This is a genomic window from Pseudomonas lundensis (assembly GCF_001042985.1).
GTDB lineage: Bacteria > Pseudomonadota > Gammaproteobacteria > Pseudomonadales > Pseudomonadaceae > Aquipseudomonas > Aquipseudomonas lundensis.
The window spans coordinates 146,423-160,922 of sequence record NZ_JYKY01000009.1 but is presented as its reverse complement, the minus strand read 5'-3'; the positions used below and the strand labels follow the sequence as shown (position 1 = coordinate 160,922).

Genomic DNA, 14,500 nt, shown 5'->3' with positions numbered 1-14,500 from the left:
ACGGAGAACCGGTCGAAAAAGCTCTCCGTACATGATTTTTCGGTCACTTTTCGTCCAATGACGCTGTAGGTGCCTGGAAAATTGCAACTTGCCGCGGCTGCACGACAAGTTGATCGGAGCATCCTTAGATCCAAGACAAATACGCGGGATTTGAGGGGCTTGGTTAACACAACTCCTTGCTGGCATCTGCCAACTATGCGGGGTGAATGTTTCAGGGATATGTCACTTTTTGTTTCAAAATCAACAGGCTGTTCAGGGCTGCACCGGCACCAGGGTTTCTTTGCGCTTGGGCAAGGTCGGCGGCCTGCGCTGTTGCAGGTGCAGGGCGAACAGGGCCGTCATCAGTACCGAGACCAGTGAGGCGCAGACCCAGAAAATCGACAGTGTCTGGAAGTCATATGCCTTGCTGCCATCACTGAGCACTGTGGTGCCGTGTTCGATTAACACCCCGGTGAGGATTTCCCCGGCGGCGGCTCCTGCGTAACTGGCGATGCCAATCATGCCCAGTGCAGCGCCCGCGGCCCCTTTGGCGGCGATGTCGGTGGCCATCAAGCCGCCCAAAAAGCACAGCAGCGCGCCCATCGACAGGCCGAAAAACAGCATGGCGGTTGCGTCGAGCCAATAGTGGCCCGCCGGAACGAACAGGAATGCGCTCAGCGACAAGGTGTTCATCAGGCCGAACAGCATGGCCAGTGCGTTGCGCTTGCCATTGAAAAAACGGTCGGAGATCAAGCCGCTGAGCCCGGTGCCGATGATGCCGAACACGCCGGTGATGGAGATCAGGGTCGAAGCGCTCAAGGTGTTGTACGCCTTGGCGTTCTCCAGAAAAAACACGCCCCAGGAGATCACCGCGTAACGGCCGATGTACATCAGGCACGACGCCATTGCCAACAACCACAGGGCCGGGTTTTTCAGCAGGGCCAATTGTTTGCTGAAGATGCTCGGTGCGGGCGAGTCGCCGGGGGTGGGCGTTTGCGCTTCATGGTGCACGGGAGGGAAGCCGCAGCTTTGCGGCGAGTCCGCCATGAAAAAGAAGATCAACGCCAGCCCGGCCAGCCCCATCAGGGTCGCCAGCCCGTAGCCATACTGCCAGCCCCACGTGACCACCACGGCGGCCACGGCCACGTAGGTCAGCGCCTCGCCCAGGCTGTGGGCAATCGACCAGAAGCCATAAAACGTGCCGCGTTCCTTGTCGCTGTACCAGCGTGACAGCGAGACACGCACGGCCCGACGCCCATCGACTGCGCCCAGCCGTTGAGGCCCCAGATCAGGGTCAGAATCACGGTGTTGGTGGTCAGGCCCATGCAGGCATTGACGAGGGCGCTGAGCAGCAGACCCAGCATCATGAAACGCCGCACGTTGGCGTGATCGGCCAGAAACCCGTTGACCAATTTGCCGATGGCGTAGGCGAAGAACAGTGCCGATCCGATGATCCCCAGTTGCGCGGGGCTGAGCAGGTTATGGGCGACCAGCGCGGGCTTGACCACGTTGAACGACAGGCGGCACACGTAGAACAGCGCGTAGCTTAGGGACATGGATAAAAAGGTTTGCCAGCGCAACCGCTTGAACCGATCCATGTCCGGGTTGGCCGGGCCTGGCCGGGCGGGCGCTGCCTTGAAGGCATTGAGCAAAGAAATCATGGCGCAAGGTTTCCTGTTTATTGTTTTTCAGTTCGCGCCCTGCAGGCACGCGCTGTTTCAGGTCAGGCAATGCTGTGGGTCAGGCGCTCAGCGACGGTCCGATCAATTGCGCCAGCGCAGGGTAGAGCTGCGGGGCGGCGACCAGTAACGGGTTGCCGTCGGTCAGGCCGTCGTCGCGCAAAAAGTCGCTGCAGTGCCCGCCGGCTTCGCGAACCAGCACCAGCCCGGCCAGGCAGTCCCAGCTGTTGATGTGGGTTTCGTAGTAGCCGAGCAAACGGCCTGCCGCGACGTAGGCAATCATTAATGCGCCCGAACCATTACGAATGAACATGCCGCCTTCATCCAGCAGGCGATTGAGGAACGGCAAAAAGTGTTCTTTGCCGCGCCGGTGCGAGGTGCCGACCCCGGTCAAGCCCTGGGTCAGATCGGTGGCCGGGTTCACTTCAATGCGGGTCTGATTCACAAAGGCGCCGTGGCCCCGGCAAGCATGAAACAGTTCGTCATGGTTGGCATCGGCCACGGCGCCCAGCCACGGTTCGCCGTCCACCAGCAGGCCAATCGACACGCACCAGGTGTGCAAGCCGTTGACGAAGCAACTGGTGCCATCAATGGGATCGACCACCCAGATGCAGCGTGCTTGCAAATCGCTGGCGCCGGTTTCTTCCCCTACAAAGCCGTCCTGCGGGAAGTGCTCGCTCAGTTGCTGCTTGATGAAGGTTTCAAGCTCGCGGTCGGCGATGCTGACCACGTCTTGCCCCACGCCCGCCTTGTGACTGACTTCCAGGCTGGCGCGCTGGCGGTAATAGTCGAGCCCCAGTTGCGCCGCTTGCACCGCGATGCGCTGAGCCTGACGGTAGCGTTCATCAAGGGCGAGTGGCTCGGGCGGCAGAAGGGCAGAAAGACGGTTCGGCATGCTGACATCCTCAGGTTTGCACACGTGTGCAATCGGGTTTCAAAAAAAGTGAGTCGTCCGGCTGCAGGAGAGAGGGTGCAGGGACGACCCACTGTTGAGGCCATACAACACGAAATAAAAATTCAATTCAAGGTCAAAATAAAACAATTATTCCAAAGTGCTGTTGCGTCTGACCAGCGTGACCGGGATAGAGCGGTGCGGCGTTGGCAGAAGAAAATTTTTCCGACGGGCGACAATCGCCGCGACGGCACTGTTGGCCAGTTCGCGGCTGTCCTGACGCAAGCTGGTCAGGCGGTAGGCCAGATGGGCGGCTTGGGGAATGTCGTCAAAGCCGATGATTTGCACGTCGTGGGGCACTGCCAGGTGGTGCTCAATACGCACACCGTCCATGGCGCCCAGGGCCAGCATGTCGGTGGCGCAGAAGAGGGCGTCGGGCCGCACCGCGCCACTGAACAAGTGCCGGACCGCCGCCAGTCCGCCTTCATAGCCGGGGGCTGCATCCTGCACCGCCAACGGGGTGATGCTTGCTGCGGCCAAGCCCTCGCTGAAGCCCAGCCAGCGTTCGCGACTGCTGAAATTGTGCAGGCCCTGGCCGATAAACGCCGGGCGCCTGGCACCGCTGGCCAGTAACGTCTGCGCCGCCAGCCGACCGCCGCCGCGATTGTCGCTGCCAATGATGTCGGCGCCCTCCAGTTCGTGACCCCGGTTAATCATCGCCACGGGGATGTGATGCTTGAGGTAGTGCTGCACCACCGACAGGGGCGGCGAGGCCGAGGTCAGAATCACCCCGGCAATTTGATAACTCAACAACGTGTGCAGCGATTGCTCCAGTTGCTGAGGGTTGTCGGCATTCATCAGCAGCGGCATCAGCCCCTGTTTGTTCAGGGCGTCGGTGATCGGGCTGAGCAGGCTGGCGCGGAACGGGCTTTCGAACCCGGCCGTGACCACCCCGACAAAGTTGCTGTAGCCCTTGTTCATGGTGCGGGCGATCAAGTTCACCTGATAGCCCAACGCCTGCGCGGCGGCCAGCACCTTGTCGCGTGTGTGGGGCGCAACGCTGGCGCCCGGGGTGAACGTGCGCGAAACCGCAGAACGCGACACCCCGGCGTGGCGGGCCACATCGTGGGCGGTGATTAAATGGGCGTCGTCTTTAGGCATACCGGGCACTGCGCGAAAAAGTAGAATCGCCACCCTAATGGCTTGCGCCCTAAATGCATAGGGAACCGGGCGCAGGATTTCAGGGATTTAACCCACGTGCGCTTGAAATACCGAACAGGTGGTGCGTATTTTGTACGGGTCGCCGTTCGCGGCTTGTACAACAACAAGGAAAGAGTCATGACGACCGATGGCCAGGGTTCACTCGCGCAGCGACTGACCGGCATTGATGAGATTGAATGTGTGACGCCGGATTTGAATGGCGTTCCCCGCGGCAAAGTGATGACCGCCGAGGGGTTCCTCGAAGGGCGACGCTTGCAGATGGCCCGTGGGGTGCTGCTGCAATGCATCATGGGCGGTTACCCGGAGTCGCGCTTTTACGGCAGCGATGACGGCGATCTGGCGCTGGTGCCCGATGCCGCGCACATCCATCGCCTGCCGTGGAGCACTCCACCCCGGGCGCTGGCCATCTGTGACGCCGACGAGCTGACAGGCGAAAGTTCGCGCCTGTCGACCCGGGGCCAGCTCAAAGCCGTGATCGCCCGGTATGCCGCCCGCGGCCTGGCGCCTGTGGTGGCCACAGAGCTTGAGTTCTTTGTCTTTGCGCCCAACACCGACCCGACCCAGCCGTTCCAGCCACCGCTGGGCCTGGACGGTCGTCGTGAAGTCGGCTTCTCGGCGTTCAGCATCAGTTCCAATAACGGCCTGCGTCCCTTCTTCAATGAAGTCTATGAATGCATGGCCGCGCTCGGGTTGCCCCGTGACACGTTCATGCACGAAATGGGCGTCAGTCAGTTCGAAATCAACTTGCTGCATGGCGATCCGCTGTTGCTGGCCGACCAAACCTTCCTGTTCAAACACCTGCTCAAAGAGGTCGCGCTCAAGCATGGCCTGACGGTGGTGTGCATGGCCAAACCGCTGGCGAAAACCGCCGGCAGTTCGATGCACATTCATCAAAGCGTGGTGGAGCTGGGCACCGGGCGTAACGTGTTCAGTGATGCGGCGGGCCAACCGACCGCGACGTTCCGCCATTTTATCGGCGGCCAGCAGGCCGGCATGGCGGACTTCACCGCCTTGTTTGCGCCAAACGTCAACTCCTACCAGCGCCTCTGCCACCCGTACGCGTCCCCGAACAATGCGTGCTGGTCCCACGACAACCGCGCTGCGGGCTTGCGCATTCCTGCCAGTTCGCCGGTGGCCCGGCGTGTCGAAAACCGTTTGCCGGGTGCCGACGCCAACCCCTATCTGGCGATTGCGGCCAGCCTCGCAGCGGGCTTGCACGGCATCGAAAACCAACTGGAGCCGACCCCTGCGATTCAAGGGGAATTCGAGGTGCCTGAGGCATTGTCATTGCCATGTACCTTGCATGCCGCTCTGGAGCGTCTCAAACGCAGTCACTTGGCGAAGGAACTGTTCGGCAAGGAGTTCATCGAAGGTTACATTGCGTCCAAGACGATGGAACTCACCAGCTTCTTTGATGAAATCACACCCTGGGAACGCCGCGTGTTAGCGGCTCAGGCTTAATCGTCCAGACGGCACAGGCTTCGGCTCAACCGTTTGAACCTGCTGCGTGCGGGCTGCCTTGGGGCAGTGCGCACGCCACTGCATGGAGTCGCGGGGAACGCCGATGCGCCAAATCTGGAAGTCTTTTAAAGCGTTGTATTTCGCCTCGCTGATGATGTTGATCGGCTCGGGCTTGCTCAGTACCTACCTTGCCTTGCGTCTGGCTGCCGACAATGTCGACGGCCTGTGGATCGGTGCCCTCATGGCGGCCAACTATTTTGGTCTGGTGCTGGGGGGCAAGATTGGTCACCGGTTGATTGCGCGGGTGGGGCACATCCGCGCGTATGCCACCTGCGCCGGTATTGTCGGCGCGGCGGTGCTGTGTCACGGCCTCACCGACTGGCTGCCGGTGTGGCTGCTGCTGAGGGTGATCGTTGGCCTGGGCATGATGTGCCAGTACATGGTCATTGAAAGCTGGCTCAACGAGCAGGCTGATGCCAAACAGCGTGGCGTGGTCTTTAGCCTGTACATGATTGCCTCGTACCTGGGCCTGGTGCTCGGGCAACTGATTCTGGTCATCCACCCGGCCCTTGGCCCGGAACTGCTGATGCTGGTGGCACTGTGTTTTGCGCTGTGCCTGGTGCCGGTGGCCATGACCCGGCGCATTCACCCGGCGCCGTTGCACCCTGCGCCGATGGACCCGAAGTTTTTCATCCAGCGGGTGCCGCAGTCCTTGATTGCCGTGCTGGGGGCGGGGTTGCTGGTGGGTTCGTTCTACGGTCTGGCGCCGCTGTATGCCACGCAGCAGGGCTTGTCCACCGAATTGGTCGGCTTGTACATGGGCTGCTGCATTTTTGCCGGGTTGCTGGCGCAGTGGCCACTGGGCTGGTTGTCCGACCGTTATGACCGGCCCCTGCTGATTCGCGTGTTCGCGTTCATTCTGGCGGTGGTGTCGCTGCCGCTGGCGATCCTGCCCTCAGTCCCCCTGGAGGTGCTGTTTATTGCGGGCTGGTTGAGCGCGCTGGTGCAATTTTGCATCTACCCGCTGGCCGTGGCGTTTGCCAATGACCACGTGGAAGCGGATCGCCGGGTGTCACTGACGGCGATGCTGCTGGTGACCTACGGCATCGGGGCCAGTATCGGGCCGTTGGTGGCGGGGGTATTGATGAAGGTGTTGGGCAGTCAGATGCTCTACGCGTTTTTCAGCCTGACGGGCCTGGTGCTGGTGTGGCGCATTCGTCCGAATGCGGTGACCAACCTGCATCAGGTCGACGATGCGCCGCTGCAGCACGTGGCCATGCCCGACAGCATGTCCAGCTCGCCTTTGGTGGCGGCGCTTGACCCTCGGGTCGATGAGCAGGTGGTGCAGGATCAGATGCAGGACAACGTAGAACCGACGGTCGTCCCTGAAAGCGCCGAAGGCCCTCAGCCCGAGGGAGAAGGCGCTGATCAGCCGCGTGTTTGAATCACTGTGAAATCTGCACCCTCTCCCGGTGGGAGAGGGTGAGGCGCTGCCTCAATAGTCGTCGTCTTTATCGAACCGTCGCGCATCGCGCTGCAGTTGATACACAAAACGCTCGACCTGACGCTGCACGCCGCCGCTCATGTTGTGAAAGCGCATGCCGGCAAAAGTGATGTTGAGGCGTTCTTCAAAATGCAGGTAGCGCAATTCCACGGGCGTGGTCATAGGGCCGAAGGGCAGGGCGGCGTTGAAGCGCTCGTAGACTTGCCCCAGTTGCAGGCGCTCGCTGACGTCGCCTTCAAAGCGCAGTTTGCAACCCGTGGCTGAGACATCCAGCAACTTGCCTTCCAGCGGGAATTTGATTTTGTCGCCATCGACTTTCACATTCACCAGATCCGCCAGCTTGAGGGCGGCACGGAACGCATTGCGGCGCTGGTGGTAGACGATCTCGGTCGGCAACGCACCGTGGTAGCAGCGGTGGCCGTCTTTGTCGTCAATGGTCAGTTGCGTGGTGCACTCCCAGGCAATGCGAACGCCGTCATGAAAGCCTTCAACGCGAAACGGCTCACCGGCTTCAAGGAAACGCTCACCGTCACGCGGGATCATTTCGTCAAAAGCCAGGGTCGCGGTGTCGCGATCAACTTCGACCAGATAGCTCTGAAAACGCTGACTGCGTTCGTGGAAGGTGATGATCAGCGGGTCGTGGCTCTCTTGTAGCATCCGCAAATGGGCGGAAATTTCCAAAGGCGTGGTAAGCACCTTGGGAGGCTGCGGAGCATCTTCAGCATGGGACACGGTTCATCAATCTCCAGACAAAATACAACAACACGCAAAAAAGAGGCATTTTGCCAGTATGTTGCGTCTTTAGGATAGTGCGGTCACGCGGGCTCACGCCTGGCTGAAAGCGCGTGGTTTGTTGACCAGTGCGGTGGTGCCGCGGGCGTCATACAGCGTATGGGCTTCGCCGCCGTGCAAAATGCGCTGCTGATTGGCTGTGATGAGTTGTTGGGTCTGGATGGCCTGGCCGTTGATCACATTGGCGGCCTGACAATCGGCCAGCACCTGATTCAATGCCTCGCTTTGAGCGAGCAGTTGCGGGCCGAGGTCCGAGTGGCTGGCCAGTTGCTCAAGCCCGCTGCGGTTGGCCGGCAATCCAAGCCCCGCCAGGATTTCGCTGCGCTTGCGGCCATGCTGATCGAGCAGAATGATCAACGACTGTTTGCGCGCCAGAATGTCTTCGAGCACCAACATGTCGCGCCCTTGCAGGGCAATGGTTTCGTCCTGCAGCAAGGCGAGCAGTTTCTCGGCAGGGGCGAAGTCGTCGTTGATCAGTTGCAATAAAGTCGTGTCGTGCATGGCTGGCTCTGGAATTTAAGCGTCCAAAAGCCTGGCGCTTGCCCCAAGGGCTAGCGCTGGGCTTCCAAGTTAAGCAATTTGCTGGCAACCCGATTGCTGTCGACGGTGTAGGTGCCGTCGGCGATGGCTTGTTTCAACTCGGCCACTCGGCCTTTGTCGACAATCGGTTGATCGCGCAGCGAATCGCTGATTTTTTGCAATTGTTGTGCCCCGTCACTGAGGTGCACAGATTCACCGCTCGGGGCGCTGACGCCCGCTTGCTCCTGAGTGGCAGGGGCCGATTGAGTGGCGCTGCCTGCTTCCTGACTGCTGTTGCTGCGCGCAGTGCCGGTTAAAGGCGCGGCGTTGTTAAGGCGACTGAAGTCGATGACCATGATGGAAAACCTCTGGGTATTTGGACGCTTGCCATGTTTTCGGCCATACCCGAGAAAACTTTAGGCACGATTAATCATACGGCGACGCGCAACCGTACTGATCTGCGTCAAGCGACAGTGTAGGAAAGTTGAGAGACGTATGCCAACTGTCCTACAAAGCCACCTCCACTTGCCCCGGCCCGGTAATGCGCGCCTTGATAACCCGTTTGGAGTTCAGGTTCTTCACCCGCACCTGTTCACTGAGGCCGCCGTCGGACAGGGCTTCGCCGGGCATTCTCACCGTCAAGGTGCCGCTACGGGCATTGATCACCACTTGATCGCCCTTGCGCACCACAGCCGCTTGCTCCAGGTGCGTCAGGGTCAGCACTTGATCGGTGACCATGGGTCGCAGAAGTTTTTGCCCGACTACCAGTTCCACGGCGGTCATGTAACCCTGCGTGATCAGGCCCACGTCGCGCTCGCGCAACACCACATCGTCATCGCTGATGATCGTGCCGCGCTTGAGGGGGTGGAGCACGGTCACCACCTCGCGAAATAACTTTACTTGTGCCGGGACAAAAATGGTCCAGGGCGAGCTACCCTCACAGCGCACACGCACCGTCACGCGACCCATGGGTTGCGCCGGGCTTTCGAGGGTGGCTGTCAATTCCTTGTCGCACTGAGCGAGGCGCAAGCGCGGATCAAGGTTATTGACCTGAATCTCGTAGCGGCCTTCTATCTGACCAGTGGCAAGGTAGTCTTCGACGGTGAATTCAAGAAAGCCTTGGGTCACGCCGATAAGCTGTGTAGGAGAAGTAAATCCATCTGCGTATGACTGTGTGCCCACGCTTATCAGGCAGACAGCCGCAAGCACGCTTGCACAGCGAAGGCGCAGCGTCTGAAGGATCGGCCGGTGGCAAGAAATTGTCGTTTTTGCATTCATGGCGGATAAATAGCAAAGCCCGTGCCGTTTACCGGGCGATGTGCGTCGCAACTTAAAGTTTCTAAGGGGAACCGTGTATGGCTGGGGTGATGGATTCGGTTAACCAGCGCACACAACTGGTCGGGCAGAACCGCCTGGAACTGTTGTTGTTTCGCCTGGATGGGCCACAGCTGTACGGGATTAACGTGTTCAAGGTGCGCGAGGTGCTGCAATGCCCCAAGCTGACCGTGATGCCCAAATCCCATCCTGTGGTGTGCGGTGTTGCGAGTATTCGGGGGGCGACCATTCCGATTCTGGATTTGGCCATGGCCACCGGTTCAGGCGCGCTGAAAGATCAAAGCAGCCCGTTTGTGATTATCACGGAGTACAACACCAAGACTCAGGGGTTTCTCGTGGGTGCGGTCGAGCGCATCGTCAACATGAACTGGGAAGAGATCCATCCGCCGCCCAAAGGCACGGGGCGTGACCACTACCTGACGGCGGTGACACGGCTGGACAATCAACTGGTCGAAATCATCGACGTTGAAAAAATCCTGTCAGAGGTTTCGCCGTCATCGGAAAGCATTTCCCACGGTGTGGTCGATGTCGACACCCACACCAAGGCCGTGTCGTTGCGGGTGCTGACGGTCGATGACTCGTCAGTGGCGCGCAAGCAGGTGTCACGTTGCCTGCAAACGGTGGGCGTGGAAGTGGTCTCGCTTAATGATGGTCGCCAGGCGCTGGAATATCTGCGCAAACTGGTGGACGAGGGCAAGGACCCGTCAGAAGAGTTTCTGATGATGATCTCGGACATCGAGATGCCGGAAATGGACGGTTACACCCTGACGTCTGAAATCCGTAGCGATCCGCGCATGCAAAATTTACACATCATTCTGCACACTTCGCTGTCCGGGGTATTCAATCAGGCGATGGTCAAGAAAGTCGGCGCCAATGACTTTCTGGCAAAATTCCGCCCTGATGACCTGGCATCCCGGGTCGTCGACCGGATCAAAGAAGCAGATCACAGCTAAGGACGCAGTCCTTGGCGGTCAACACGATTTATAGAGGCAGGATCATTTGTCTACGGCTAATTTGGATTTTGAGCAGTTCCGGGTTTTCCTGGAAAAAGCCTGTGGCATTTTGCTAGGGGAGAACAAGCAGTACCTTGTTTCCAGCCGACTGAACAAGCTGATGGAACAGCAAGGTATCAAATCACTGGGTGAGCTGATACAGCGCATCCAGAGCCAGCCCCGCAGCGGGCTGCGTGAGCAGGTGGTCGATGCGATGACCACCAACGAAACCCTGTGGTTTCGCGATACCTACCCCTTTGAAGTGCTGAAAAACAAAGTCCTGCCTGAGTTGACCAAGGCCCATCCGGGGCAACGTTTACGCATCTGGTCGGCCGCCTGCTCTTCGGGGCAGGAACCGTATTCGCTGTCGATGGCCATCGATGAGTTTGAGCGCAGCAACCTCGGGCAATTGAAAGCGGGGGTGCAAATTGTTGCCACCGACCTGTCCAGCCTGATGCTCAACAACTGCAAGACCGGCGAGTACGACAGCCTGGCGATCGGCCGCGGTTTGTCCCAGGAGCGCTTGCAGCGTTACTTCGAGCCTAAAGGGCCGGGGCGCTGGATGGTCAAGGCGCCGATCAAGAGCCGTGTGGAGTTTCGCTCGTTCAACCTGCTGGACAGTTACGCCGGGTTGGGCAAGTTCGACATGGTGTTCTGCCGCAACGTGCTGATCTATTTCTCGGCAGAGGTCAAAAAAGATATCCTGTTGCGCATTCACAGCACCTTGAAGCCGGGCGGCTATTTATTCCTGGGCGCCTCCGAAGCGCTCAACGGGTTGCCGGATCACTACCAGATGATCCAGTGCAGCCCGGGGATCATCTACCAGGCCAAGTAATCCTAACGGGAGCCCACAAGGCTCCCGTTTTTTATGGCGCTGTGGGGCGGCGGTGCGAGTGTCCCGTGCAACAAAGCGGCAGAAAAGCGGCAGTCGGCGGTCAGTGATTGCCGCTTTTCTGGCATTGCCGGGCCCCAGCCCCCGGCAAAGCCTTGAAATACGGGCATGTGAATATTGGCACGGGGTTTGCTCTATCCAGAGCAAGAAGGACCTGAACCACATGTTCAGGTCAGCCCACAAAGGTTTTTCGACATGAGCATCAGCTTCGATAAAGCGCTCGGTATCCATGAGCAAGCCCTGGGTTTTCGCGCCCAGCGCGCTGAAGTCCTGGCCAATAACATCGCCAACGCCGACACCCCGAACTACAAGGCTCGGGATCTGGATTTTGCTTCTGTGCTCGCTGCACAGAATGACAAGAACAAGAACGGCAGCTTTGCCTTGAACATGACCAACAGTCGCCACATCGAAGCCCAGGGCTTGAGCAGCGGCGATGAATCGCTGTTGTACCGCACGCCGATGCAGCCCTCCATCGACCAGAACACGGTCGACGCTCAGCTCGAACAATCGAATTACGCAGAGAACGCGGTCAACTTCCAGGCCAGCTTCACCCTGCTCAACAGTAAATTCAAAGGGCTGGTGTCAGCCCTGCGCGGAGAGTAATCCATGTCTCTAGCCAGTGTTTTCAATATTGCCGGTAGCGGCATGAGTGCTCAGACCACGCGCCTGAACACCGTGGCCAGTAACATTGCCAACGCCGAAACCGTGTCGTCGAGCATCGACCAGACTTACCGCGCACGGCACCCGGTGTTTGCCACCATGTTTCAAGGTGCGCAAAACGGTACAGGCGATTCGCTGTTCCAGAATCAGGATGCCGCCGGGCAGGGCGTACAAGTACTGGGCGTGGTCGAAGACCAGAGCAACCTCGAAGCCCGCTATGAACCGAACCATCCTTCTGCCGACGCCAAGGGGTATGTGTACTACCCCAACGTCAACGTGGTTGAAGAAATGGCTGACATGATTTCCGCCAGTCGTTCGTTCCAGACCAACGCAGAAATGATGAACACCGCCAAAACCATGATGCAGAAGGTCCTGACCCTCGGTCAGTGATAAGGAACGACGCAAATGAGTGTGACCGATTCCGTCAGCAACAAGACCCTTAATCAGGTGCTGGCCAACTCCTCTCAGGCCAAGGCCATGGACACCAGCCTTGCGGCTGCTTCCAAGGCCGTGGCGGGCAACAGCAAGGCATTGGGCAAAGATGCGTTCATGCAATTGCTGGTCACCCAGTTGAAAAACCAGAACCCGCTGGACCCGCAGGACAACACCGCATTCGTTGCGCAGTTGGCCCAGTTCAGCAGCCTGGAAGGCATCACGTCCCTGAACGAATCGGTGACGGCCATCACCGGCGGCTTGCAATCCTCGCAGGCGCTGCAGGCTTCGTCGCTGGTAGGGCGTTCCGTGATCGTGCAAACCGGTGAAGCCTTGGTGGACCCTGCCAGCGAGAAGCCGTTCAACGGCACCGTGGTGGTCAAAGATGCTAACTCCTCACCCACCATCAAGATCACCGATGCCGATGGCGTTGTGGTCCGAACCCTCGAAATGGGCGCCCAGAAAGCCGGCAATGTCGATTTCACCTGGGACGGCAAAAACGATGACGGTGAACTGATGCCCAAGGGCAACTACACCTTCACCGCGTCGACAAAAACTGACACCGGAACCACGGCCCTCACCACGTACCTGCCCGCCACTGTCAACAGTGTGACGCTGAGCAAGACGGGGGGGGAAGTGATGCTCAATCTCGCAGGCCTGGGCAGCATTGGCATGTCCAAAGTCCAGACCATTGGCCTCTAAGCCGACTCATACGCCTTAAGGAGTGCAACATGTCTTTCAATATCGGCCTTAGCGGCCTCTATGCGGCCAGCAAGCAACTCGACGTGACCGGCAACAACATCGCCAACGTCGCCACATCCGGCTTCAAATCGTCCCGTGCCGAGTTCTCGGACATTTACTCGGCCAGCAAGCTGGGCATTGGCAGCAAAACCATCGGCAGCGGTGTGAACTTGGCCAACGTCTCGCAGAACTTTGGTCAGGGCGCTATCAACAACACGGGCAACCTGTTGGACATGGGCATCCAGGGCAACGGTTTTTTTGTGCTGAGCGACAACGGCTCCCTGAGCTACACCCGTGCCGGTACGTTCAAGGCCGATAAAGACGGCTACGTGACCAACACCGACGGGACCGCGCGCTTGCAAGGCTATGGCGTTGACGCCAACGGCAAGATCGTCAACGGCGTACTGACCGACCTGCGCATCGACACCTCGAACCTGGCGCCACGCGCCAGCGGCTCGGTGGAATCGACCATCAACTTGAACTCGACCAGTGATGTGGTCGATCAGGTGGCCAACAAGTTCGATCCGCTGAAGTCCGAGAGCTACTCCAGAAAATTCTCCACCACCATCTACGACACTCAGGGCAACCCCCATGAGATGGATCAGTACATGGTGAAAACGGACTCCAACACCTGGAAAGCCTACACCCTCGTCGATGGCCGCAACCCGGACGGCAGCCCGGTGACGGGAACGGGCGCCAAGGACCCAGTGCCTTCGACCATGGTGTTTGATTCTGCAGGCGCCCTGACCAGCGTCACCACGCCAAACCCGGTGCCGGGCGAACCGGACATCATCAGCAGCACCTTGACGGTGACTGACTGGGTGCCGGGCGCCACTGTCAACGGTGCGTGGGTTTCCAACGGTGCAGCCGCCAAAGATGGCGGTATTGCCATCAACATGGCCAAAACGACCCAGTACAACACTGACACCTCGCGCAACCCGCCGACTCAGGACGGCTACGCCACTGGCCAGATCACCAACCTGACCATCGATGGCTCGGGCGTGATGTTTGCTAACTTCAGCAACAACCAGAGCCGTGCCATCGGCCAGATCTCCCTGGCCAGCTTCACCAACGAACAAGGCTTGCAGCCTGTGGGCGGCACGGCGTGGAAAGAGACATTCGCTTCGGGCCAGGCCGGTTACGACGCACCGAAGGTCGGTACCCTGGGGGCAATCCAGTCCAACTCGCTGGAAGACTCCAACGTGAACCTGACCAACGAGCTGGTTGACCTGATCAAGGCGCAAAGCAACTACCAGGCGAACGCCAAGACCATCTCCACCCAGAGCACCATCATGCAGACCATCATTCAGATGACCTGATGGGCGAATGCGTCTTCAAAAAGCCCCTCGACTGAGGGGCTTTTTTTTGCCTGCAGATTCATCACGGCCTGGCACGGAGCAC

Annotated in this window: 16 protein-coding genes; 8 read left to right on the top strand and 8 right to left on the bottom strand. The window is 59.2% G+C overall.

Annotation, left to right across the window (positions count from 1 at the left end):
* Positions 1-252: 252 nt before the first annotated feature.
* The 4 genes from TU74_RS10050 to TU74_RS10040 form a co-directional block, all read right to left on the bottom strand.
* Positions 253-1,224 carry an MFS transporter gene (locus TU74_RS10050; protein ID WP_277620526.1) on the bottom strand — a complete coding sequence of 324 codons (972 nt, stop codon included), beginning with the start codon at positions 1,222-1,224 and terminating at the stop codon, positions 253-255.
* Positions 1,131-1,640 carry an MFS transporter gene (locus TU74_RS24910; protein ID WP_262502277.1) on the bottom strand — a complete coding sequence of 170 codons (510 nt, stop codon included), beginning with the start codon at positions 1,638-1,640 and terminating at the stop codon, positions 1,131-1,133. Before TU74_RS24910 ends, TU74_RS10050 begins: the two co-directional genes overlap by 94 nt.
* Before the next feature lie 79 nt (positions 1,641-1,719).
* On the bottom strand, positions 1,720-2,553 hold the full coding sequence (locus TU74_RS10045) for an inositol monophosphatase family protein (RefSeq protein WP_047276837.1): 834 nt from the start codon (positions 2,551-2,553) through the stop codon (positions 1,720-1,722).
* 147 nt (positions 2,554-2,700) lie between these two features.
* Positions 2,701-3,711 carry a LacI family DNA-binding transcriptional regulator gene (locus TU74_RS10040; RefSeq protein ID WP_048376310.1) on the bottom strand — a complete coding sequence of 337 codons (1,011 nt, stop codon included), beginning with the start codon at positions 3,709-3,711 and terminating at the stop codon, positions 2,701-2,703.
* 279 nt (positions 3,712-3,990) lie between these two features.
* Here TU74_RS10040 and TU74_RS10035 point away from each other — a divergent pair, with 279 nt between their 5' ends.
* Both TU74_RS10035 and TU74_RS10030 read left to right on the top strand, forming a co-directional pair.
* The gene (locus TU74_RS10035; protein ID WP_169836381.1) at positions 3,991-5,232 is read left to right on the top strand and encodes a glutamine synthetase family protein; all 1,242 of its coding nucleotides are present in this window, start codon (positions 3,991-3,993) and stop codon (positions 5,230-5,232) included.
* 103 nt (positions 5,233-5,335) lie between these two features.
* Positions 5,336-6,676 carry an MFS transporter gene (locus tag TU74_RS10030; RefSeq protein ID WP_048376307.1) on the top strand — a complete coding sequence of 447 codons (1,341 nt, stop codon included), beginning with the start codon at positions 5,336-5,338 and terminating at the stop codon, positions 6,674-6,676.
* 51 nt (positions 6,677-6,727) lie between these two features.
* Here the strand turns inward: TU74_RS10030 and TU74_RS10025 are convergent, their stop codons facing one another.
* The 4 genes from TU74_RS10025 to flgA form a co-directional block, all read right to left on the bottom strand.
* A complete protein-coding gene (locus TU74_RS10025) occupies positions 6,728-7,468 on the bottom strand; it encodes a flagellar brake protein (protein ID WP_047278066.1) in 741 nt (246 codons plus the stop codon).
* A 93-nt stretch (positions 7,469-7,561) separates the two neighbouring features.
* A complete protein-coding gene (locus tag TU74_RS10020; protein WP_047276830.1) occupies positions 7,562-8,029 on the bottom strand; it encodes a flagella synthesis protein FlgN in 468 nt (155 codons plus the stop codon).
* A 50-nt stretch (positions 8,030-8,079) separates the two neighbouring features.
* On the bottom strand, positions 8,080-8,403 hold the full coding sequence (gene flgM / locus TU74_RS10015) for a flagellar biosynthesis anti-sigma factor FlgM (RefSeq protein WP_048376306.1): 324 nt from the start codon (positions 8,401-8,403) through the stop codon (positions 8,080-8,082).
* A gap of 151 nt (positions 8,404-8,554) precedes the next feature.
* Positions 8,555-9,325, bottom strand: coding sequence for a flagellar basal body P-ring formation chaperone FlgA (flgA, locus tag TU74_RS10010; RefSeq protein WP_047281034.1), 771 nt, complete (start codon positions 9,323-9,325; stop codon positions 8,555-8,557).
* 77 nt (positions 9,326-9,402) lie between these two features.
* On the opposite strand from flgA, the gene TU74_RS10005 reads away from it, so the two are divergent.
* The 6 genes from TU74_RS10005 (at position 9,403) to flgE (ending at position 14,418) form a co-directional block, all read left to right on the top strand.
* Positions 9,403-10,335, top strand: a complete 933-nt coding sequence (locus tag TU74_RS10005) for a chemotaxis protein CheV (protein WP_047276825.1) — start codon at positions 9,403-9,405, stop codon at positions 10,333-10,335.
* A 46-nt stretch (positions 10,336-10,381) separates the two neighbouring features.
* Positions 10,382-11,209 (top strand): protein-glutamate O-methyltransferase CheR, encoded by an 828-nt coding sequence (gene cheR, locus TU74_RS10000; RefSeq protein ID WP_047276821.1) that lies wholly within the window; start codon positions 10,382-10,384, stop codon positions 11,207-11,209.
* A gap of 252 nt (positions 11,210-11,461) precedes the next feature.
* Entirely contained in the window at positions 11,462-11,869 is a 408-nt protein-coding gene (gene flgB / locus TU74_RS09995; protein ID WP_047276819.1) for a flagellar basal body rod protein FlgB, read from the top strand.
* Positions 11,870-11,872: 3 nt separating this feature from the next.
* Complete coding sequence (flgC, locus tag TU74_RS09990) at positions 11,873-12,316, top strand: flagellar basal body rod protein FlgC (protein WP_047276817.1); 444 nt, start codon at positions 11,873-11,875, stop codon at positions 12,314-12,316.
* 15 nt (positions 12,317-12,331) lie between these two features.
* The gene (gene flgD, locus TU74_RS09985; protein WP_048376304.1) at positions 12,332-13,060 is read left to right on the top strand and encodes a flagellar hook assembly protein FlgD; all 729 of its coding nucleotides are present in this window, start codon (positions 12,332-12,334) and stop codon (positions 13,058-13,060) included.
* Positions 13,061-13,089: 29 nt separating this feature from the next.
* The gene (flgE, locus tag TU74_RS09980) at positions 13,090-14,418 is read left to right on the top strand and encodes a flagellar hook protein FlgE (protein ID WP_047276814.1); all 1,329 of its coding nucleotides are present in this window, start codon (positions 13,090-13,092) and stop codon (positions 14,416-14,418) included.
* Positions 14,419-14,500: the final 82 nt, after the last annotated feature.